The organism is Rothia nasimurium (assembly GCF_049068285.1).
GTDB classification, from domain to species: Bacteria; Actinomycetota; Actinomycetes; order Actinomycetales; family Micrococcaceae; genus Rothia; species Rothia nasimurium_I.
The window spans coordinates 1-20,345 of record NZ_JBLKPV010000008.1 but is presented as its reverse complement, the minus strand read 5'-3'; the positions used below and the strand labels follow the sequence as shown (position 1 = coordinate 20,345).

The 20,345-nt window shown below is 60.4% G+C and carries 20 protein-coding genes; 15 read left to right on the top strand and 5 right to left on the bottom strand.

What is annotated here, in order from left to right; genetic code table 11:
* Positions 1-52: 52 nt before the first annotated feature.
* The 4 genes from ACMXX3_RS08070 to ACMXX3_RS08055 all read left to right on the top strand — a co-directional run bounded on the left by ACMXX3_RS08070 (position 53) and on the right by ACMXX3_RS08055 (position 4,931).
* Positions 53-1,543 carry an NAD-dependent succinate-semialdehyde dehydrogenase gene (locus ACMXX3_RS08070; RefSeq protein WP_421084221.1) on the top strand — a complete coding sequence of 497 codons (1,491 nt, stop codon included), beginning with the start codon at positions 53-55 and terminating at the stop codon, positions 1,541-1,543.
* A 124-nt stretch (positions 1,544-1,667) separates the two neighbouring features.
* Entirely contained in the window at positions 1,668-3,050 is a 1,383-nt protein-coding gene (locus ACMXX3_RS08065) for an NAD-dependent succinate-semialdehyde dehydrogenase (protein ID WP_421084220.1), read from the top strand.
* 199 nt (positions 3,051-3,249) lie between these two features.
* Positions 3,250-3,615 carry a helix-turn-helix domain-containing protein gene (locus ACMXX3_RS08060; RefSeq protein WP_421084219.1) on the top strand — a complete coding sequence of 122 codons (366 nt, stop codon included), beginning with the start codon at positions 3,250-3,252 and terminating at the stop codon, positions 3,613-3,615.
* Positions 3,612-4,931, top strand: coding sequence for a type II toxin-antitoxin system HipA family toxin (locus tag ACMXX3_RS08055; RefSeq protein WP_421084218.1), 1,320 nt, complete (start codon positions 3,612-3,614; stop codon positions 4,929-4,931). The genes ACMXX3_RS08060 and ACMXX3_RS08055 overlap by 4 nt, the downstream gene beginning before the upstream one ends.
* 140 nt (positions 4,932-5,071) lie before the next feature.
* On the opposite strand, the gene ACMXX3_RS08050 is transcribed toward ACMXX3_RS08055, so the two are convergent.
* Positions 5,072-6,340 (bottom strand): ATP-binding protein, encoded by a 1,269-nt coding sequence (locus tag ACMXX3_RS08050; protein ID WP_421084217.1) that lies wholly within the window; start codon positions 6,338-6,340, stop codon positions 5,072-5,074.
* Between the two features lie 177 nt (positions 6,341-6,517).
* Here ACMXX3_RS08050 and ACMXX3_RS08045 point away from each other — a divergent pair, with 177 nt between their 5' ends.
* Positions 6,518-7,294, top strand: coding sequence for a sulfite exporter TauE/SafE family protein (locus ACMXX3_RS08045; protein ID WP_421084216.1), 777 nt, complete (start codon positions 6,518-6,520; stop codon positions 7,292-7,294).
* A gap of 120 nt (positions 7,295-7,414) precedes the next feature.
* On the opposite strand, the gene ACMXX3_RS08040 is transcribed toward ACMXX3_RS08045, so the two are convergent.
* Together ACMXX3_RS08040 and tnpA are read right to left on the bottom strand one after the other, a co-directional pair.
* Positions 7,415-7,672 carry a metal-sensitive transcriptional regulator gene (locus ACMXX3_RS08040; protein WP_421084215.1) on the bottom strand — a complete coding sequence of 86 codons (258 nt, stop codon included), beginning with the start codon at positions 7,670-7,672 and terminating at the stop codon, positions 7,415-7,417.
* 161 nt (positions 7,673-7,833) lie between these two features.
* On the bottom strand, positions 7,834-8,271 hold the full coding sequence (gene tnpA, locus ACMXX3_RS08035; protein WP_421084214.1) for an IS200/IS605 family transposase: 438 nt from the start codon (positions 8,269-8,271) through the stop codon (positions 7,834-7,836).
* Positions 8,272-8,337: 66 nt separating this feature from the next.
* Between tnpA and ACMXX3_RS08030 the strand changes: the two genes are divergently transcribed.
* Entirely contained in the window at positions 8,338-9,525 is a 1,188-nt protein-coding gene (locus tag ACMXX3_RS08030; RefSeq protein WP_421084213.1) for an RNA-guided endonuclease InsQ/TnpB family protein, read from the top strand.
* A gap of 113 nt (positions 9,526-9,638) precedes the next feature.
* Here ACMXX3_RS08030 and ACMXX3_RS08025 read toward each other — a convergent pair whose 3' ends face one another.
* Positions 9,639-11,294, bottom strand: coding sequence for an alpha-keto acid decarboxylase family protein (locus ACMXX3_RS08025; RefSeq protein WP_421084212.1), 1,656 nt, complete (start codon positions 11,292-11,294; stop codon positions 9,639-9,641).
* A gap of 130 nt (positions 11,295-11,424) precedes the next feature.
* Between ACMXX3_RS08025 and ACMXX3_RS08020 the strand changes: the two genes are divergently transcribed.
* Together ACMXX3_RS08020 and ACMXX3_RS08015 are read left to right on the top strand one after the other, a co-directional pair.
* Positions 11,425-12,408, top strand: coding sequence for an alpha/beta hydrolase (locus tag ACMXX3_RS08020; protein ID WP_421084211.1), 984 nt, complete (start codon positions 11,425-11,427; stop codon positions 12,406-12,408).
* Positions 12,409-12,507: 99 nt separating this feature from the next.
* Positions 12,508-13,254, top strand: a complete 747-nt coding sequence (locus ACMXX3_RS08015; RefSeq protein WP_421084210.1) for a VIT1/CCC1 transporter family protein — start codon at positions 12,508-12,510, stop codon at positions 13,252-13,254.
* Positions 13,255-13,335: 81 nt separating this feature from the next.
* Here the strand turns inward: ACMXX3_RS08015 and ACMXX3_RS08010 are convergent, their stop codons facing one another.
* Positions 13,336-14,295, bottom strand: coding sequence for a sucrase ferredoxin (locus ACMXX3_RS08010; RefSeq protein ID WP_421084209.1), 960 nt, complete (start codon positions 14,293-14,295; stop codon positions 13,336-13,338).
* 276 nt (positions 14,296-14,571) lie between these two features.
* On the opposite strand from ACMXX3_RS08010, the gene ACMXX3_RS08005 reads away from it, so the two are divergent.
* From ACMXX3_RS08005 to ACMXX3_RS07975, 7 genes are all read left to right on the top strand, one after another.
* Entirely contained in the window at positions 14,572-15,000 is a 429-nt protein-coding gene (locus tag ACMXX3_RS08005; RefSeq protein WP_421084208.1) for a LexA family protein, read from the top strand.
* A 59-nt stretch (positions 15,001-15,059) separates the two neighbouring features.
* Complete coding sequence (locus tag ACMXX3_RS08000; protein ID WP_421084207.1) at positions 15,060-16,343, top strand: Y-family DNA polymerase; 1,284 nt, start codon at positions 15,060-15,062, stop codon at positions 16,341-16,343.
* A 19-nt stretch (positions 16,344-16,362) separates the two neighbouring features.
* Positions 16,363-16,770 carry an RNA-binding S4 domain-containing protein gene (locus ACMXX3_RS07995; protein WP_421084206.1) on the top strand — a complete coding sequence of 136 codons (408 nt, stop codon included), beginning with the start codon at positions 16,363-16,365 and terminating at the stop codon, positions 16,768-16,770.
* Positions 16,771-16,772: 2 nt separating this feature from the next.
* Positions 16,773-17,297: a GNAT family N-acetyltransferase gene (locus ACMXX3_RS07990; protein WP_421084205.1), complete on the top strand. Its 525-nt coding sequence runs from the start codon at positions 16,773-16,775 to the stop codon at positions 17,295-17,297.
* 151 nt (positions 17,298-17,448) lie between these two features.
* The gene (locus tag ACMXX3_RS07985) at positions 17,449-18,054 is read left to right on the top strand and encodes a GNAT family N-acetyltransferase (protein WP_421084204.1); all 606 of its coding nucleotides are present in this window, start codon (positions 17,449-17,451) and stop codon (positions 18,052-18,054) included.
* Positions 18,055-18,094: 40 nt separating this feature from the next.
* Complete coding sequence (locus ACMXX3_RS07980; RefSeq protein WP_421084203.1) at positions 18,095-19,531, top strand: MATE family efflux transporter; 1,437 nt, start codon at positions 18,095-18,097, stop codon at positions 19,529-19,531.
* A 188-nt stretch (positions 19,532-19,719) separates the two neighbouring features.
* A complete protein-coding gene (locus ACMXX3_RS07975) occupies positions 19,720-20,295 on the top strand; it encodes a hypothetical protein (RefSeq protein ID WP_421084202.1) in 576 nt (191 codons plus the stop codon).
* Positions 20,296-20,345: the final 50 nt, after the last annotated feature.

Here is a 20,345-nt window from a genome sequence, read left to right as displayed (position 1 = left end):
AGCCCCCTGCCACTGGCAATGACGCTTCACAACTGAAAGGTACACCCCCACCATGACCGTAGATGTCAAAGAACTCCTCGCCAAAGTACCCACCGGCCTGCTCATTGACGGCCAGTGGCGCGACGCCTCCGACGGCGGCACCTTCGACGTAGAAAACCCCGCCACCGGTGAAGTCATCGCAACCCTGGCTTCTGCCACCGAAGAGGACGCCCTCGCCGCCCTCGACGCCGCCTGCCGCGCCGAAAAAGAAGCCGGTGAGCACGGCTGGGTCGCAACCCCTCCGCGTGAACGCGCCGAAATCCTGCGCCGCGCCTTCGAACTGGTCACCGAACGCGCCGAAGAATTCGCCACCCTCATGACCCTAGAGATGGGCAAGCCCTACGCCGAAGCCCTCGGTGAGGTCAAGTACGGGGCCGAGTTCCTGCGCTGGTTCGCCGAAGAAACCCCCCGCCACTACGGCCGCTCCCTCAACATGCCCGAGGGCACCCTGCGCATGATCACCCGCCACAAGCCCGTCGGCCCCTGCCTGCTGATCACCCCCTGGAACTTCCCGTTGGCCATGGGCACCCGCAAGGTCGCCCCCGCCGTAGCGGCAGGCTGCACCATGGTGCTCAAGCCCGCCCGTCTGACCCCGCTGACCAGCCAGTACTTCGCCCAGACCATGCTGGACGCTGGCCTGCCCGCAGGCGTCCTCAACGTCGTCTCCTCCAAGTCAGCAGCAGCTATCTCTGAGCCCATCATGAGCGATTCCCGCCTGCGGAAGGTCTCCTTCACCGGCTCCACCCCCGTCGGCAAGGACCTGCTCAAGAAGGCCGCCGACAACGTCCTGCGCACCTCCATGGAACTGGGCGGCAACGCCCCCTTCCTGGTCTTCGAGGACGCCGACATCGACCAGGCCGTTGCCGGAGCCATGGCCGCCAAGATGCGTAACATCGGCGAAGCCTGCACCGCCGCCAACCGCTTCATCGTCCACGAATCCCTGGCCGAAGAATTCTCCCAGAAGTTCGCCGACGCCATGGCCGCCCTCAAGGTCGGCAACGGCCTGGACGAGGGTGTTACCTGTGGCCCCCTCATCGAGCAGAAAGCCCAGGACTCCATGGTTGCCCTCGTTGAGGACGCCGTCGCCAAGGGCGCCCGCGTGCTCACCGGCGGCGAAAAGGGGGAGGGCGCAGGCTACTTCTACAAGCCCACCGTCCTGGTCGATGTGCCCCGCGACGCCCGCGTCGCCCGCGAAGAGATCTTCGGCCCCATCGCCCCCATCTTCACCTTCAGCAACGAATACGAGGCCTACGAGCTGGCCAACGACACCGAATACGGCCTGGCCTCCTACGTCTACACCGAATCCATTGACCGCCTCTACCGCGCCAGCGACCACCTAGAGTTCGGCATCATGGGCTTCAACGCCGGAGTCGTCTCTAACGCCGCTGCCCCCTTCGGTGGCGTCAAGCAGTCCGGCATGGGCCGCGAAGGAGCCGCCGAAGGCATCGCCGAATACTCCTCCATTCAGTACATCGGCATGCGCGACCCCTACGCCCAGCAGTAATCACCTGCCCACCCCACCAAGGACGCGCCCGCCCCGCCCCCTGCCTACGGGCAAGGAGCCGGGACGGGCCCGTCCTCTCTACACAGCCAGCCCCCACCGGGCCACGACAGTAAAGGAGCACCCCGTGAGCGCCACCTACCGCCTCGAAGACCCCACCACCGGCACCGTCCTCGAAACCTTCGACACCCTCACCGACGAGCAGGCCACCGCCGCCGTAGACCGGGCCCACACCGCCTACCTGACCTGGCGCACCACCAGCGTTGAAGAACGCGCCGCCATCGTGAACCGGATCGCTGAACTCTTTGAAGAACGCAAGCAGCAGCTGGCCGAAATCATCTCCCAGGAAATGGGTAAGCCCATCTCAGAGGGCATTGAAGAAGCCGAGTTCTCCTCCGCAATCTTCGCCTACTACGCCGGGATCGCCGCCGACCACCTGAAGGACGAGCCGATCCCCTCTTCCGCTGAGAACTCCGAGGCCTACATTCAGCGCAAGCCCCTGGGCGCCCTACTGGGTATCATGCCCTGGAACTTCCCCTACTACCAGGTCGCCCGCTTCGCCGCCCCCAACCTCATGCTGGGCAACACCATTGTGCTCAAGCACGCCGAAATCTGCCCCAAGTCCGCGCTTGCCATTGCCGAGATTATGAAGGACGCCGGGGTCCCCGAGGGTGCCTACGAGGCAGTTTTCGCTAGCCACAACCAGATTGAGGCCATGATCGGCCACCGCCACATCCAGGGTGTCTCCCTGACCGGCTCCGAACGCGCCGGTGCCATTGTGGCCGGGATTGCCGGGCGTAACCTCAAGAAGGCCGTGCTGGAACTGGGCGGCTCTGACCCCTACATCGTGCTCGATACCGACAACGTCGCTGAAGCTGCGGCCACCGCCTGGGGCTTCCGTATGTACAACACCGGCCAGGCCTGTAACTCCAACAAGCGCATAATCGTCATGGCCGATATCTACGACGAGTTCGTGGCTGAGCTGGTCAAGCTGGCCGAAGCTATGAAGCCCGGCAAGCCCGCCGAAGCAGACGAAACCACCTACATGGCCCTTTCCTCCCGCTCAGCAGCCGAAGGCCTCAAGAAGCAGCTGGACGCCGCTGTTGCCGCCGGCGCCACCCTTCGCGCCGGTGGGCAGCTGCTGGATGAGAAGAGCGCCTACCTCTCCCCGGCCGTCCTCACTGATGTGCCTGTTGGCTCTGAGGTTTACTATCAGGAGCTCTTCGGCCCCGTCGCTACCGTCTACCGGGTAGAGAGCGATGAGGAAGCCATTGAGCTGGCTAACAACACCCAGTACGGTCTGGGTGGGGCTGTCTTCTCGCAGGACGAGGCCCGCGCCCGCCGCCTGGCCCAGCAGATTGACGCCGGCATGGTCAACGTCAACACCCCCGCCGGTGAAGGCGCCGAGATTCCCTTCGGCGGTGTGAAGAACTCCGGCTACGGCCGCGAACTCGGCCCCTACGGCATGGATGAGTTCGTTAACAAGCGCCTCTACTACGTAGCTGGCTAAACTAGGTTCCCTGGCTGTCAGGGGCCCATACCCTGCGGGGTATGGGCCCCTCTTTATGTCATGGAGGTCTAGAAGGGCGGGGAGGGCCTGTTCCTTTCAGTCATGTGAAGGTATGTTCACATCTGGTATTGTGATGGTACGTTCACATTCAGTGGTGTGAACGTATTGACACATAACTCTTGTAGTGCGGGAGGTAAAAATGGAGCGGAAAATCACCCATCAGAAAAATCTGGGAGCTTTTATTCATGACGCCCGCACAAAATCTGGTCTAACTCAGCAAGAGCTTGCCCAAAGGGCTAAGGTCTCACGCGAATGGATAAGCGGTATCGAACAGGGCAAACGCCCTAGGGCAGAGTTGGATAAAGTCCTGGACCTGTTGAAAGTTCTGGGGGTCGATATCACCCTGTCCTGGTCTGCGGCAGAGGGGGCACCCCGCCCTCAAAAAACGACAGACGATATACCCGATGTTATGTTTCCTACGGATAATCAACTGAGCCACCTTTTCGGTGAGACTAGGTTGCAGCAAGAAGTGCGTGCCACCCTAGAAGGTGGTAGAAAGTCATGAAACAACTTGTAGCCTACTCCTATGGCCAGAAAATCGGCACTCTGAGCCAGTCAGACGCAGGTAGTCTTTCCTTCCAATATTTTTCTGGTGTGAGTGATGCTCTGCAGCTCTCAGTTGCTATGCCAGTGCGTGAAGCCCCTTACTCAGCAAAGGTGACGAGAGCTTTTATCGAGGGCCTTGTGCCAGAAGGCTACGGGGTGCGTGAGGCCTTGGGGCGGGAGTTTGGTGTTTCCCCCCGAAATCCTTTTGCCCTGCTTGAACACATTGGTGCTGATTGCGCCGGAGCGGTTCAGTTTTTCGACCCCAAAAGTGAAGACCCTTCTCTGAACCTTACTGGCGAGCTGATCTCCTGCGATGAAGAGACAATAGCTAACCGTTTGAGGAGCCTGGCAGATTCGGGGCAGTCGTGGATTCTTCCTCGGGAGCGGTGGTCCTTGGCTGGCGCACAGAGTAAATTTGCGCTACGACAGGAGAACGGTGGCTGGTTCGAAGCTAGAGGTGCAGAACCAACAACCCATATCTTTAAGCCGGGTATCCATACCTTAAAAGACCAGGCTCTTAATGAGCACCTCTGCCTTAAGGCCTTGGGTGAAGTGGGGCTAGCGGTTGCCTCTACGGAGTACCGTACTTTCGATGGAGTGCCGGCGATTATTGTTGAGCGTTACGATCGCTTACGTCTAGGTGATGGGCAGGTTATGCGTCTGCATCAGGAAGATTTCTGCCAGGCAACCTCAACTCTCCCGCAGAATAAATACGAATCCAATAAAGGGCCCAGTGCCCTAAAAATAATTGAAGTTTTAAGGCTGAATGGGGCGGCTGATTCAGAAATTGAAAAATTCGTTCAAGGGCTTATCGGCAACTATCTGTTGGGTGCTCCTGACGCCCACGCGAAGAATTATTCGCTGATGCACCTTCCTGGGGGTCGCTTGGTTTTGGCTCCTTTTTATGATGTTGCCTCAGCCTTACCCTACGAGCCGGGAGGCTCGGAGTTCGGTTATAGTGAAAACGATGGGCTTCCTGGGGTTTCTGATGAGCTGAGAAAGGCTGCTATGGCTATTGGGGGTGAACGACGCTTTGGCAAAATCTCCCGTAGGCATTGGGAGAGGTTTGCGGCAGCGGCCCGTATAGAGGCAGACTGGGTGGTAGCCACGGTGAGGGAGATTGCAGAGAGATTGCCGGTTGCATTAGAGGCTGTATTCACTGCAGAGTCTAAGGCCATAGGAAACAGTGCTTTGCCTGAGCGTCTGTACCCGGAGGTCAAACACCTATCTGATGTGACGCTGACTCTTCTGGGTCGGGGGGGGACTAGATCATAGGGGCTAGTGGGGGAGCTGGCTTGCTGGTTTTGGGTGCAGCCCTTGGCGGCCCTGCTCGCCCGGTACCTGGCAAGATTCAGCAGGGTGGACGCCCTCCGCTCCTCGTGACAAAGCGTGGGGTTTAGTTTTTTGGGGTGTTGCTACTCAGCTAAAAGGGCCAGCGGGACTACCGCTATGCCGTCCTGACGGCGGTAGGCCTGAGAGCCAGTTGTCACCACCACCAGGTTTGTTACTGAGCTTCCTGCCTTCTCCCGCAACCACAGGAGGTGGCGGACGTCCGCGTCCGTAACGCTCGCGGTCAACTTCACCTCGATGCCCAGTACCTGCCCTTCAGGCCCCTGAACAATCAAATCAACCTCCCTATCTCCCTTGGGGGTGCGCAGGTGGCTGACCGTCGCCTCAGCAGCCTGGGCGGCTGTACGCACACTCAGAGTTGCCAGCGATTCGAAGAGAGGCCCTGCCATGTGGGCTCCCTGGCTTGTGGCTAAACCCCGCGCCCCTAAGCCCAGAAGTCGCGCTGCCAGGGCCGGGTCTGCCAGCTGGTGCTTAGGAGAAACCGCGAGTTTCGTGAACTCATTATTGACCGGCACCCACCCCGGAACCGGGTCAAGGAGCCACAGTTTCGTCAAAAAATCCCGGTACATTGCGGTTGTTGTCTTGGCGGGCTGGCTGCCATCACCTGCACTCGTCGCATCGAGAATTCGAGAATAACTTGTAGTAGTAGAACTTGCCGCCGCGTAGGCGGTTAGCCAGCGGCGGAAGGTTTCAGGGCGTCTTACTGCATACCCTGAGTCGGGTAAATCCTTGTCGATGACGCGCTGTAGGTAGGCGTCAAGCAGACGCCGGCGAATCTGCTCCGGGGCCTGGAAAATGCCGGGGAAACCACTGCTGACGATTGCGGTGAAGTAGTCTGCAAGTGTCGCTTGGGTTGTCTGCCCCGCGATGGGGTCGCTATCCCCAAGAAGGAGCTCTGAGAGACTCACAGGTGCGTGTGGACGGTAGCGTTCATAGTAAGTCAGAGGACGCATACGCAGGCTCAGAATGCGCCCCGCCCCGCTGTGGGTGTCAACACCTGCAAGAGGGGAGGCACTACCCGTGAGCAAAAAACGTCCCGGGGGAGCGCCCTGATCAACCTGGCGACGCACCGAGTTCCATACCTCTGGAACATATTGCCATTCATCAAAGAGTAGGGTGCCGTCGGGAACCATCGTGAATGCAGGGTCGGCTCGTGCGATGTTCTGCTGCTCTACCTGATCAAGGTAAAAAATAGCGTCTGCATGGCGGCTGGCTGTGCCTGTTTTGCCAACACCCTTGGGGCCGTCAATCGCAATAGCCGGGGCGTAGGGCATTAGGAGGGAAAGTTCCCGGTCGAGTGTGCGCTGGAGGTAGGGGGATTTTTCTTCTGACAAGGGCATAATTCCAGTATTCTGCTCTCTACACTGCTGAAATTCTTTTCTTTACACTACCAAAATTACCTAATCTAGACTACTAAAATTCCAGCTCATAACGTCGCCCACCCCTACATCTTGTTTTCAAGATACCCCTAGGGGTACTCTCTCTAGGGTAAAGAAGGAGAAAGGGTAAAGGTGCTGTTAGCTCTTGCAGGCGGTCTAGCCGTCGGGTTGCTCATGGGTGCCCTGGGTGGGGGAGGGGCTATTTTGGCCATTCCCCTGCTGGTCTACGGCTTTGGCTTTACGCCCGCCCAGGCAACCCTTGCCTCCCTGGTTGTGGTGGGTATCGGTGCCGTCACCGGTGTGATCACCCGGGCCCGCTCCCTCGACTGGCGGCGCGGCACCCTCTTCGGTGCCCTCGGCTTAGCCGGTGCCTACGGTGGCAGGGTTCTAGCCCACGGCCTCGACGGGCAGCTACTCCTGCTAGCCTTTTCCCTCCTGCTGCTGGTGGTGGCCAGTCTGATGGTGCGCAAGGCCCGCAGGGAATCTATACCAGTGAGCAGGACGGACGCCCCCTCCCGCCCTTCTGCCTTCCGTCAAGGGGCCGCGCTGGTGGGGGCAGCCACTGGGGTCGGCTTCTTAACTGGCTTCTTCGGGGTAGGCGGTGGTTTTGCCATTGTCCCCGCCCTGACCCTGATTCTGGGGCTCAGTATGGCAACCGCCGTGGGAACCTCTCTACTGGTTATCCTCATCAACAGCCTTGTTGCCCTGACCCTGGGTGCCGGGGCCCTGCCGTCCTTAGACTGGGCGGCGCTAGCCCCCCTGCTAGCCACAACCATAGTCGGCACCCTGGTGGGCACCTGGGGCGGAAAGCGGCTACCCCAGCCTGCCCTCCAGCTAGCTTTCGCAGCCTTTCTCTACCTGGTTGCGGCCTATATGGCAGTTAGCACCCTCGCGCACCTGGCGGTGTAGGCGGGAAGGTGAGCTGCCTCGGCTGCGCTACTTAAGGACGTCGCACCCCGGCTCTTATCTCAGCACCAGTAGAGTGCAAGGTAAGAGCCGGGGTGCGGCGTTTTGGTGTGCTGGGGGAACCTAGGCCAGGGAGAGGAACATTTTCTCTAGCTGCTCGGGGGTCATTTCGGGCTCATCTGCGGTGAGGCACTGCTGGAGCCCGCTGGCAACCACGGCAAAGCTAGCGCGGTCGACCGCCTTGGAAGCAGCAGCCAGCTGGGTGACGATTTTTTGGCAGTCATCGCCTTCTTCAAGCATGCGGATAATACCGTTGAGCTGCCCTTGGGCGCGCTTGAGGCGGTTGATGACCGGTTTCATCTCGTCGGGGTTTAGTTGCACGACTCCTGCTTTCTGTAAAAAACTTTCCCCTAGTATACCCCTGGGGGTTTGTTTTGTGTTAGGACCCTGCTGCCTTGTGGCAGCGGCTCGGGATACGGCGGGGTCGGCTATTTTTAGCTGATGGGTGGTGAGAAACCCACGTCCGTCAGGGCGTGGATGAATCACCACAAAGGGTTCCCCGGCCCACGAGGCACCTGCCCCTGCTGCTGCACATAGACCCTCACCTTCTCCAAAGGCGCCCCGCCCGTTGAAGCTACAAAATACGACGGTGACCAAAAATGTTCACCCCATAAAGCCCGCTGCACTTCCTCAAACCCAGCAGCTCGCACCCGCTTAGCAGTGTTGGTCTTAATAGCCCCAATCAGGGTAGATAGAGAAACCTTGGGTGGGTATGTAATCAGCAGATGGGCGTGGTCTTGATCTGTATTGAACTCATCTATCACAACATCGAAGCGGTGGCAGACTTCCTTGGTGGTCTCTTCAATCAGAGCATGGACACGCTCGGTCATCACTTTTCTGCGGTATTTGGGGGTCAGGACAATATGAGCATGCAAATCATAGACCACATGCCTACCGCGCCTGTAATCATCTTTATTCACAGTGGTTTTCCTTATTGTAGAGTATATAATTCTAGGTAGTATTTTACGGTAGGTTGGAGGTGAACAATGAGTAAGCGAGGATATAAAACGAGGATTTACCCAACCAGCGGGCAAGAACAAGACTTGGCGCGTGTCTTCGGCTGCGTCCGGTTCATCTTCAACCAGTACACCGCCTACCGAGCCTACGAGTACGAGAACCAGGTGCTGCAGCGTAAGACTCACTCACAATTACGCTCTATCCTGACCGTCAGTAACAAAAAGACAGCTTTCCCCTGGCTTACACAGGCCCCGGCAGCTGCCTTGCAAGAATCCTGTGCTCAGGCAAAAGATGCCTACGCTGCAATGGTGAAAAAACGTGCCGCAGGCAAGAAAGCAAGAACCCCCAGACGCACTCGTAAAGGGGTGCAGTCGTTTCGCCTACCTGGGGCCAACTCCTTCAAAGTCAAGGTTTATGACGCCAAGCATGGGAAGTTCAAGCTCTATATCCCCAAGGTTGGCTGGGTCAAAGGCAAAGCAGGGCGCAATGTAGAGAACGCCACCAGCCTTACCATCAGCAAAGATAGCACCGGCAAATACTGGGCCTCTTTTATCCTCGAAGCCCAGCACCACACTGCCACCCCCGCCCAGGCTGCCAGTATTGACCTGGGGCTTACCCACCTTGCCACTATCACCACTACTAGCGGGCAGCGATACAGGATTGACACCCCACAGTTTTACCAGAAAAACCAGCGCAAACTTACCCGTGCTCAACGCAAGTTTGCTCGCACCAAGAAAGGCTCAAACAACCGTACAAAAGCTGCCATTGCTGTAGCTAAAATCCACCAAAAAATCCGCAACCAGCGCAATGACTACCTGCATCAACTCACCTCTACTATCACCCGTGAAAACCAAACAGTGGCAGTAGAAACACTGAACATTACAGGGCTGTCGCGCACCCGGTTAGGGAAATCAATCAATAACGCTGCCTGGGCAATGCTGGTAAGCATGTTGGAATACAAACTAGCTACCGCCGGTGGAAGGCTTATCAAGATTGATAGGTTTGCCCCTACCACCCAGACCTGCTCTGTTTGCGGGGCCCCAGGTGGGAAGAAAGCCCTGAACATCAGGGCCTGGCAATGTCAGGAATGTGAAACCTGGCTTGACCGTGATTACAATGCGGCGGTTAATATCATGCTCGCGGCAGGGCTTGCCGAGAGCCTAAACGCTTGTGGAGAGGATGTAAGACGTCAGCTTGCTGGCGCTGTCCTTGTGTGAAGCAAGAACCCATCGAGAACTAGCCTGTGGTGGTGATGGCCGGTGATGAACTCGCCTGGTCGGAATCGCGGGTTAGTTGGTAGGAAGCCCCTCCCGTGAGGGAGGGGAGGAAGTCACGAGTTGGCGCGGGTCAGCGCTGCGGCCACGTCGGCCAGCAGGGCGGGAACGTCGTCCTTATCCATCATGATTTCCAGGAAGACCAGCTTGTCGCGGGTTGCTTGGGTCAGGGCGGTCGCCTCCAACAGCTCGGCGGCGGTGGTCACGCGCAGCATGAGCACATCGTCCTCGGTTGCCCCCAGGGCCGCCGGGACCAGCTGCCAGTTGTAGCGGCGGATGTCGTTGTAGGGCTGGGTGGCCCCGTGAATGGCACGCTCTACTGTGTAGCCATCATTGTTAATGAGCACCACCACCGGGTTGATTTTCTGCTCCAGCATGGTGCCGATTTCCTGGAAGGTCAGCTGGGCTGAGCCGTCGCCAATGAGCAGGACGCCGCGTGCCTGGCGGTCGGCAATCGCGGCCCCCAGCATGGCGGGCAGGGTATAGCCAATGGAACCCCACAGGGGCTGGCCGATGAACATGGAGTTCTCGGGGAAGCGGCGGGAGGCCATGCCGAAGAAGGAGGTGCCCTGGTCGGCCACCACAATGTTGCCCGGTGACAGTTCGCGGGAGAGCAGGGACCAGAGGACGTCCTGGGTCAGCGGGGCGGTCATGTCGATGTCCTCGTGGGTTTCTTCATCCCAGGGCAGCAGCTCCTTGGGGGTTGCGCCGACCTCGCGGGCAACCTCGCGCACAATATCCAGGGCGGTATCGAGGGTTAGCGGGGCGTAGGTCTTCCGGCCAATCTTGGCGGTCTGGGCACCCAAGAAGACGGTGTTTTCGGGGAGGTTCTGGGAGAAACCTGCGGTCGTGGTGTCGGTGAAGGTCACGCCCGCGCAGATCAGGGCTTGGGCCTGCTCAACGGCGTCCTTGGTGCGGGCGGACGACACCACCCCGGCGTAAATGCCCGCAAAAGCCGGCTTGGACTCGTCCACCAGGGTCTTACCCCACATGAGGGTGGCATAGGGCAGATCGGTGGCCTCCAGCATCTCAGTCAGGTTGGCCTGGGCTCCCATGCGGTGCACCAAAAGGTCGGCGAGAACCGTGGTCTGCTTGCCCGCCAGCACCTCGGCCAGGTCTGCGCGGAAAGCCTCAGCAGCGCCGGGGGAGGACAGGGCCTTGGGCACCTCCAGGGGGCCGGACGGCGGGGCCACCTCAACCCGGGCCACGTCGGTCGCTAGCAGAATATAACCGGGACGCTTCTGGATCATCATCTCCCGCAGCACGCGGTCGATCTCGGCAGTGGCGGTAGCGTGCTCAAGGTTAGCAACCGCGCAGGACACCTCGGAGGCCATGCGAATAAAGTGGCTGAAGTCCCCATCCCCCAGGGTGTGGTGCATGGTCAGGTGGGCGGCCTGGGCGTCCTTGGAAGGGGCACCCACAATGTGCAGGACGGGCACGTGCTCAGCATAGGAGCCTGCTGTTGCGTTAATAGCTGAAAGCTCACCCACACCGTAGGTAGTGACCAGGGCGCCGATACCACCCACGCGGGCGTAGCCGTCCGCAGCATACCCGGCGTTCAGCTCATTGGCGTTGCCCACCCAGGTGAGTTCCTTATGGGCAATCACATGGTCAAGGAACTGAAGGTTGAAGTCGCCGGGCACACCGAAAATATCGGTAGCGCCCAAGGAAACAAGGCGGTCAAGCAGGTAATCGCTGACGGTGTAGGTCATGGGTGGTGTCCTTACTGGTGGGTGCTCGCAGGGTGTTGCGGGCATCACGGATTTATCTTCTCTATGATAGGGGCGCATGGAGAGGGTGCGCTAGATAGATGCCTGCCGCACCAGGCGTAAACTGGGAGCTATGACACAGCCAGACATTCTCGGCGCCCCCTACACCGCCGAAACTATCGACCTGGGCAGGGACTCCGAAGGCTCCCTCGTCGCCACCCTCGTTCGCCGCCCCGCCAGCGGCCAGGACGCCGCGTCCTGTCCACCGGCGTCCGCCCGGGAAGCGCACGGGGCGGCAAAACCCGCCGTGCTCTACCTGCACGGCTTTGTGGACTACTTCTTCCAAAAAGACCTCGGTGACTGGTGGGCCGAGCGCGGCCACGACGTCTACGCCCTAGACCTGCGCAAATACGGCCGCTCCCTGCGCCCCGGTCAAACCCCCTTCTACACCGAAAACCTCGACGACTATTTCGAAGACCTCACCGCCGCCTGGGGCCTCATCACCGGCCGTGACGGCCACCGGCAGGTTATTCTCCTGGCCCACTCCACCGGCGGGCTCATCGCCTCTCTCTGGGCTGACCGCACCGCCCCGCCCGAGCTGGCCGCCCTCGTCCTCAATTCCCCCTGGTTTGATCACTTCAACAACCCCCTCGAACGCGCCCTCATGACCAGCGCTGTCACTGCGCTCGCACGTCTCAAGCCCCGCGCGATTGTCCAAAAAGAACAAGAGGACGCCTACGCCCGCTCCTTGCATGCCGATCACGCAGGTACCTGGCACTTCAACACCGACTGGAAAACCCTCAACTTCCCGCCCATCTACGCAGGCTGGCTAGCGGCAGTGCGCCGGGCCCAGAAGCAACTCCAGCGCGGCCTCGATATCCAGGCCCCCGTCCTGGTGCTCACCTCAGCCCGCTCCGGCACACTCAAAAACCCCACCGACCGCCACGACTTCGACGCCGTCCTCAACGTGCAGGGCATCCGCCGTTGGGCAACCTCCCTCGGCCCCCACGTCACCAGCCGCGTTATCGAAGGAGCCACCCACGACGTCTTCCTCTCACCTGAACCCGCCCGCACCGCCGCCTACCGGGCAATGGGCGAGTTCCTCGACCGCCTCTAGGAAACCCAGCCTAGCCTCACCTGCCGGTTAAGCCCCGCCGAGCAGGGGGTAACTGGGCACTCGCTAGAAAGCACCCGCGAGCCGGTCTAGAGTAAAGGCATGACGAACCAAGCGAAGGAAACCACACCCCACTTCCACACCGGTGAAGCCCACGACATGGGCGGTGCCTACCAAGAGAAACTGAACCGCCTACGGGCCGCCGTCCTCGGCGCTAACGACGGTATTGTTTCGGTGGCCGCCACCGTGGTCGGTGTTGCCGGTGCAACTACCAGCACCTCGGCTATTGGCGTGGCCGCAGCGGCCGCCGTAGTCGGTGGTGCTATTTCTATGGCCCTGGGTGAGTACGTTTCAGTCTCCTCCCAGGTAGACAGCCAGGAAGCCTTGATCGCCAAGGAAAAGGCTGAACTGCGCGACCTACCCGAACAAGAGCTGGATGAGCTGACCGAAATTCTTGAAGAGCGCGGTATCTCCCCGGAAACCGCCCGCAAGGCGGCCATCGAAATGACCGAGAAGAACGCCCTCAAAACCCACCTGCACTTTGAGTTGGGTATCGACGATGAGGACATTCCCTCCCCCTGGTCAGCGGCCTTCGCGTCAGCCGGTGCCTTCCTGGTCGGCGCCCTGCTACCCACCCTGCTGATTCTGGTTTTCCCCGAGTCGATTCGTATTCCGGTGACCTTCGCCGGTGTGCTGATCGCCCTGGCTGTTACCGGGTCGCTGGGGGCTAAGTGGGGTGGCTCCCCGCACTACGGCAAGGCGGCGGTGCGCGTGGTCGTTGGCGGTGCCCTGGCCCTGGCTGTTACCTTCGCTGTGGGCTCCCTGCTGGGGGCAAGCGGCGTGATCTAACGAAGAGGCTTCGCGAGTTGCGGGGTTTCCTTCGAGATGCGGTTCTTCCTACCGCATCTCGAAGGAAACCCCGCATTTCGTTTAAACGGTCCCCTGGGGGCTGGTGGGGTGCAGGCTCTGCAGGGTCCAGCTGAAGGCGGCGCCAGCGTCCTTACCGCAGGACGCCGGGCGCGGCGGCAACTCAGTGCGGCGGGCAGTTGCCACCCAGGAGCGGCCGTCACGGTGGGTGACGCGGGCGGCGTGCAGATCAGGTTCAGTGGCGGTTACTTCAGCAGGGGTCAGGTCATCGGGGCCGGGGTGTTCGCCGGTATCCGCCAAGAGGGTGCGGACGGCCACCTCGGCTACCTGCTCGATAGGGGAGTGGGAGGAGCGGCCGCGCAGACCCTCCAGGGCTACCTGCCCTTTTTGGGCCTCCTGGGCCAGGGCGAGGGCCTGCTCGAAGTTCAGCCGCCCGTAGGTATAGCCGGTGGGCAGGCTGATAGCGACCGGGGCGAAACGGTGCCCGCCGGTGTGGGAGCACTCCCAGACGCTGCCGTCAGCTAGCTGTTCGGCAACAAAGGACGCGATAGGGCGGCCCCGCACCGCGCAGCAGCGGTCGCGCTTGGAATGGGTGCAGATAAGGGTCAAGGTTTCACGTGAAACAACCGCACCAGGTATATTTTCCGGGGTTTCCAGGGGGAGGGTGGGCAAATCTTCTGCCCCGGTGACCTCAAAGGAGTAGAGGCGGGCTATTGTGTCAGCCTGCCCCCCGGTGACGGCGACGAAGGCGCGGCGGCGGGTGCCTGCGTCCTTAGCTTTTTGCCCCTCGCGGCCGGGGTGGCGGATCAGCAGAAGGCGGCCCCCAGCCTGGGCCATTTTTTCTTTGAGGGCGGCAGAGAGGTCGGGGCCGAAGGTGGTGCCGTCAAGGATGTCGCGCCCCCACCCACCGGGGTGTTCCAGCAATACCCAGAGAGACTCGCGGGCGGCGGTGCCCGGCAGGTTCTCATCAAGTGGCAGAGAGCAAGAATCGGCAGGAATAGTGGGTGGAACAGGGGTAGTCATGGGCACCAGTGTACGGGAGGTGAGGCGGGGTGACCCAGGGGTATCTCAGGGCTAGGGGGTTCCTTCAGGGGGATGACGCCGGGGCAGGTGGTAGGCAACCGTCGGTGGCCCTGCGGTAAAAGATAGGTTTCACAAGGGGAAACAGTGGTTTGGGTTGAATGGGGAGGGGCACTTTCTTGAAGTATGGCTTACTGCCCAGGGGGCGGCCTCTTCAAAAATCGCTTTTATAGAACATATATTCGTACAATAATCGAAAATATGTACTATATTTAAAGCATGAAAGCCCTACTGGTAGGCCAGCTGAACCCGGGGGCTCCCTGGCCGCTACGCACCAGCCCCCTGCCTGTGCCTGCGGGCTTCCCCTCGCCTGCCCAGGATTACTCCGCCACCGAAATAGACCTTAACGAGGTTCTCATTGCCGACCGAAACTCCACCTATATCTTGCGGGTTTCCGGCTCCTCCATGATCGATGCGGGGATTGCTGACGGCGACGAAATCATCGTCGACCGCTCGCGGCGTCCCGTTGAAGGGTCGGTGGTTGTGGCGGCCATTGACGGTGAATTTACCGTCAAACGCTTCCATATCGACCGGTCAGGGGCTGGCTGGCTCCTGCCCGATAACCCCGCCTACCCACCCATTCCCATACCGGCAGAATCTGACTTCATGATCTTTGGGGTCGTCACCCGCTGCCTGCACCGGGTCTAGCCCAGGGTAGGTAGGGCTCCGGGGCTTATGCCCGATGGAACCTAACGAAAGGAGGGAGTATGGGTACCCGGCAGGTTGTTCACGTTGACATCAACTCCTGCTATGTCTCGTGTGAGCGGATCTTTGACCCGCGCCTTGAAGGACGCCCGGTTGTGGTGCTCTCGAATAATGACGGCTGCGTGGTGGCCCTCTCGGCAGAGGCCAAGGCCCTGGGTTACCGCATGGGTGATCCCTGGTTCATGATCGAAGACCGGGCCACCGCCCAGGGGGTTATCGCCCGGTCCTCAAACTACGAGCTCTACGGTGATATCTCCCGCCGGGTCATGCGGGTGCTTGCTGCCCGGGCTGCTGACTTTGAGCAGTATTCCATTGACGAAGCCTTCCTGACCGTGCCCCTGGATGTTGGGCAGGTGCGTCCTTTCGCCCGGGGAATTAAGGACGAGCTGGCCTCCACCGTCGGGGTGCCCGTCTGCGTGGGTGTTGCCCCCACAAAAACCCTTGCCAAACTGGCCAACAAAACCGCCAAAAAAATACCGGCACTCGGTGGGGTCTGTGTGTGGGGCGCCCTGCCCCCTGAGCGCAAGGCCGCCTTGCTAGCAGCTCTGCCGGTCTCAGAAGTCTGGGGTATAGGAGGGCAAACCACCAAGAAACTAGCTGGCATGGGTATCGTCTCGATTGCTGATTTAGCTGCTGTTCGGCCGGATGTCATCCGCAAGAAGTTCTCGGTCGTCCTCATGCGTACAGTTTTGGAATTACAAGAAATTCCGGCCCTCGACCTTGAAGAGCAGCGCCGCTTCAAAGACCAGCTGATTTACTCCCGGGCCTTCTCCCAGCCGGTGGCAGACCAGGATTCTTTACGCCAGGTGCTTAGCATCTACGCCCAAAAAGCGGCCTCCCGGCTAGCCCGGCACGGCCAGCTAGCTGGCCTACTCACCGCCTTTTGCGGAACGGCAGTGTTCGGGGGCGGGCAACAGCACCACCCCGCCCTGCAGGTGCGCCTGCCGGGGTATACGTCCGACCCCGTCATTCTCACCCGGGCCGCCCACCAGCTTCTAGGGCAGGTCGATTTCTCGACCGTCTCCTACGCCCGGGCGGGCATTATGCTCACCGACCTGCGGCCATCAGGCGGGCAAGAACCCCTCACCGGCCTCGAATACCGCCACGAGTCCCGCGATATTGCCGGGCTCCTCACCCGGGTGCAGGAAGCCTGCGGGGAAGGCTCCCTGGGCCTGGGGTACGCCGGGCTAGCCCGCCCGCCCCAGTGGCAGATGAAACGGGCCATGCTCTCCCCCCGGGCGACCACCCACTGGGACGAACTCGTGACAGTGCAGGTGGGCTCATGAGGCGCGGTAGCCTAGAAACATGACCTCCCCAGTAGAGAGCCCCCAGACAGAGCCCCAGGTGCCCGTCCGGCTGGACGCCTGGCTCTGGGCCGTGCGCGTCTTCAAGACCCGCTCCCTCGCCTCCACCGAAGTCAAGGCCGGGCACGTCAGACTCAACGGCGACCACACCAAACCCTCCCAAAAAATTAAACCCGGCGACACCGTCACCGTCCGCTATCCCGGGTGGGAACGCGTCCTGATCGTCCGAAAAACTATCGCCAAGCGCGTCGGTGCCCCCGTGGCCGTCACCTGCTACGAGGACATCTCAGCCCCCAAGCCCGCCTACCTCACCAGCGGTGTCCTGCCCAAACGCGACCGCGGAACCGGCCGCCCCACCAAAAACGAACGCCGCGCCCTCAACAAACTCCGCGGCTATGAAAAGGAATAAGCATGACCTACACAATCCGCCCCGCCACCAGTAGCGACGCCACCGCCCTCGCCGAGCTTGCTGCCGCCACCTTCCCCGACGCCGCCCCACCCGTCATCCCGGTTGAAGCCGTCCAGGAGTTCATCGCCACCCAGCTCACCGAAGAAGCCTTTGGCCGATACCTACGCCCCGGGGCCTGGTTGATCACCGTCGCCCAGGATTCCGACGGCCACCTGGTCGGCTATAGTGCCCTTGACCAGCAAGAACCCCAGCCCGAGGCCGTCCCTGGGGATGCCATCTACCTCAGCAAGTTCTATCTGCGCCCCGAAACCCGAGGAAGCGGCCTTGCAGCCGATCTCTTCACCGCCACCCAAAACCTGGCCCGGAGCCTCGGCAAAACCACCCTGCACCTGGCTACCCACGAAGACAATCTGAGGGCCCAAAAGTTCTATGAAAAGAGCGGCTTTACCCTCTACGGCACCCGGGACTTCCAAATCACCCCAGAAATCATTGGCCACGACTACACCTACTACCTGGCTCTCAACTAAAATCTCCATGTCAGAAGGGATAACTGACCAGGTCGCCTAAATTCACAGTGCGGTCTCTTCAGTTACATGGACTCGCAGGAGTATCATTGCCCTAAGTAGCACTCGGCCGTCCCCCGCTTCACTCGCACAGGGCCGGGTCACAAGGAGAATCATGGATTACGAGATTCGCCCACCCCTGCCTGCGGAGGCCCTGGAGTGGGAGAAGCTACGAATGGTGTCATGGCGGGAGGCCTACGCCGGCACCTTCACCCCCGAAATGTTTGAAAAACAGGACGCCCAACTTCAGGCCCGCGCCACCGGCTTCGCCGAATGGGTTGAAGGAACCGGCGGCACCGGCGAGGACGTCCAACCCCGACTCGGCCAGCGCCGTCGCGCCCTGGTTGCGGCCCGCCCTGCCCTGGCCCTGCCCGTCCCACCCGAGCTGCCCGCGTCCTTAGGGGCAGACTCAGACCTGCTCACCCCCGGGGGAACTGCCCTGGCTGCGCCCCCTGCTGCCTCCCAGCTGCTGGGCCTGGCCTTTGCCTCCCAAATGCCCTATGACGTGCAGAAACTTGAAATGCTCTACCTGCACCCCGAGGCTTTCGGCACCGGTATCGCCCAGGCCCTGCTGCGGAGCGCCCTCGACCAGGGGCCAGCTGAACTTGAAGTGCTCACCACCAATGCCCGCGCCATTCGCTTCTACGAAAAAGAGGGCTTCACTATTGCCCGCACTGACGAATTCGCCGGCCGGAAAAGCTACATTATGATCCGCCCCTAGCGGTCGGGTCCGGGCCCTGCTGCGCGGTAGGGTGGTGTGCATGGCCCATCCTTCATCTGCCCCTTCTCTGAACCGTCAGATTCTCACCCTGGCGGTTCCCGCCTTTGGCGCCCTGATCGCTGAGCCCCTGCTGGTGCTGGCTGACTCTGCCATTGTGGGCCACCTGGGCAGTGCCCCGCTGGCTGGCCTGACGCTGGGTTCAACCGTGGTGCAGACCCTGGTGGGCTTCATGGTTTTTCTGGCCTACTCCACCACCCCGGCAGTTGCCCGGGCCGTGGGCGCTGGAGATGTGCCCCGCGCCTTTGCTGCCGCCCGCAACGGCCTGTGGGTAGCTCTTGGTCTGGGTATTCTCTGCGCTCTCCTGCTTACTGCTACAGCTACCCCTCTTCTGACTGCCCTGGGTGGTTCAGGTGAGGTGCTCACCCACGCCACCGCCTACCTGCTGCCCTCCCTGGCAGGGTTGCCGGCCATGCTCCTGGTGCTGGCGGCAACCGGGGCCCTGCGGGGGTTCCAGGACGCTAAAACCCCCCTCTACATCGCTACCCTGGGGGCCGCCCTCAACGTGCCGTTGAGCTGGGCCCTGGTCTACCCGGCAGGGTGGGGTGTTGCTGGTTCAGCGGTGGCAACAGCGGTGGTGCAGTGGGGCATGGCCCTGGCTCTGACCTGGGCTGTTATCGGAAGAATCCGCGCCCAGGCCGGGGCAGGAGCGTCCTTACCCGGCAGCTCAGCCCGCCGGATTTGGCTGCCCGACCTCGCCGGTCTTAAGGCTGTCTTTAGGGTGGGGGCCTGGCTGATGGTGCGGGCCGCCTGCCTGCGCCTTGCCTTGCTGGCTACGGTCTTTGTGGTGACCAGCCAGGGGGAGAAAAACCTGGCCGCCTACCAGCTGACGATGGCTTTCTTTAACCTGCTGGCCTTCGCCCTAGATGCCCTGGCCATTGCCGCCCAGGCCCTGCTGGGTAAGGAGATGGGCGCACAGGATCTTTCCACCCGGCAGGGGCAGGGCGCGGTGGTTCAGCTCAAAAACCGCCTGGTGCGGTGGAGCCTGGCCTTTGGCCTGGTCACGGCCCTGGTCTGCCCTGCGGTCGGGTTTGGCCTGGCCTGGGTCTTTACCCCCGATCCCGAGGTGCAGCGCCTCTTTGCTCTCTCTTTGCTGGTGCTGGCGGTGGGCCAGCCCCTGGCTGCCTACGTCTTCATTCTGGACGGCGTGCTCATCGGCGCCCAGGACGTGCGCTACCTGGGTCTGGCGGGGCTCTTTACCCTGGTGGCCTACCTGCCGGTGCTGGCTGGACTATATGTCTGGTTCGGTGCCGGTGCGGACGCTCCCGCCCCGCTTGCTGGGGGCACCTCCTGGGGCGGTCTGTTCGGTGGCCCCACCCTGGCCTATCTGCTGCTGTGGTGCTCCTACGCCCTGTGGTACATGGGCGCCCGCGCCCTCACCCTGGGCTGGCGAGCCCGTAGCGGGGTTTGGGTGGCTTAGGGAGGCTTGAGTTATAAGAAGATGACCGATAAATCCCCAGGTTGGTTATAAAATCAGCTCTATGGAACTAAAGAATTTGGAATGGTCGTGTAAAAACTCTAATAAGTCAAAATTTCAACAAATAACCCATGGTGAAGTGATTGTTAACGGAAAGACCATAAGAACTGTTGTGCAGGCGGTGAAAAAAGATGAAAACTGCGGCTACTGATATTTCGGATTTTATCTACATAGTTTTGCACATCCCTTTTGGGGATGTATCAGTTGCAGCTGTATATTCCAGCTACCAGAAGGCAGAGAAATACTGTCAGGTCTATCGTGAGACAGAAAAATCTGTGGCCCCCTGGATTATCTGTGCACCTAAAAGAACCAGGCTCTATAATCTTTACCCCCAGACCATGGGGCAGATGGGAGCAATACGGGAAAAAATATCGGCAAACCCTTACTCCCAGGAAGGGGTGGATTCTGATGTCTCTCCCGGAGAAATTGTCCATGATGGTTACATTCTCTTAGTGGAAGGTGGCCCTAATGCCCCTCACATCTTGGGTGTTTCCCCCAGTGCAAGTTGGGGGGAAGCTGACCTTTATACGGATGAATACCTTGCTGTCCACCCTAAACAGGTTATTGAATTTTGGGATTACACTATAGATACTATCTATTTTCCTTTAGTGGAATATGATGATGAGAGAAAAGTTTTCATCAATAAAATAGATGGAAATATTTGGGAAGGTCAAGGCGTAGAAATTTATCGCCAAAATAAAATTTAGGCTCAGAAAGAGGGTTGCTCATAAGGGGTGCCCAGTACATATCAGATAGT

Excerpts from the sequence above, each read along its gene's own strand:
- ACMXX3_RS08015 (WP_421084210.1), top strand. The coding sequence starts at position 12,508 with ATGACGAACCAAGCGAAGGAAACCACACCCCACTTCCACACCGGTGAA.
- ACMXX3_RS08005 (WP_421084208.1), top strand. The coding sequence starts at position 14,572 with ATGAAAGCCCTACTGGTAGGCCAGCTGAACCCGGGGGCTCCCTGGCCG.
- ACMXX3_RS07990 (WP_421084205.1), top strand. The coding sequence starts at position 16,773 with ATGACCTACACAATCCGCCCCGCCACCAGTAGCGACGCCACCGCCCTC.
- ACMXX3_RS08060 (WP_421084219.1), top strand. The coding sequence starts at position 3,250 with ATGGAGCGGAAAATCACCCATCAGAAAAATCTGGGAGCTTTTATTCAT.
- ACMXX3_RS08055 (WP_421084218.1), top strand. The coding sequence starts at position 3,612 with ATGAAACAACTTGTAGCCTACTCCTATGGCCAGAAAATCGGCACTCTG.
- ACMXX3_RS08030 (WP_421084213.1), top strand. The coding sequence starts at position 8,338 with ATGAGTAAGCGAGGATATAAAACGAGGATTTACCCAACCAGCGGGCAA.
- ACMXX3_RS08070 (WP_421084221.1), top strand. The coding sequence starts at position 53 with ATGACCGTAGATGTCAAAGAACTCCTCGCCAAAGTACCCACCGGCCTG.
- ACMXX3_RS08000 (WP_421084207.1), top strand. The coding sequence starts at position 15,060 with ATGGGTACCCGGCAGGTTGTTCACGTTGACATCAACTCCTGCTATGTC.
- ACMXX3_RS07985 (WP_421084204.1), top strand. The coding sequence starts at position 17,449 with ATGGATTACGAGATTCGCCCACCCCTGCCTGCGGAGGCCCTGGAGTGG.
- ACMXX3_RS07975 (WP_421084202.1), top strand. The coding sequence starts at position 19,720 with ATGAAAACTGCGGCTACTGATATTTCGGATTTTATCTACATAGTTTTG.
- ACMXX3_RS07995 (WP_421084206.1), top strand. The coding sequence starts at position 16,363 with ATGACCTCCCCAGTAGAGAGCCCCCAGACAGAGCCCCAGGTGCCCGTC.
- ACMXX3_RS07980 (WP_421084203.1), top strand. The coding sequence starts at position 18,095 with ATGGCCCATCCTTCATCTGCCCCTTCTCTGAACCGTCAGATTCTCACC.
- ACMXX3_RS08020 (WP_421084211.1), top strand. The coding sequence starts at position 11,425 with ATGACACAGCCAGACATTCTCGGCGCCCCCTACACCGCCGAAACTATC.
- ACMXX3_RS08025 (WP_421084212.1), bottom strand. The coding sequence starts at position 11,294 with ATGACCTACACCGTCAGCGATTACCTGCTTGACCGCCTTGTTTCCTTG.
- ACMXX3_RS08010 (WP_421084209.1), bottom strand. The coding sequence starts at position 14,295 with ATGACTACCCCTGTTCCACCCACTATTCCTGCCGATTCTTGCTCTCTG.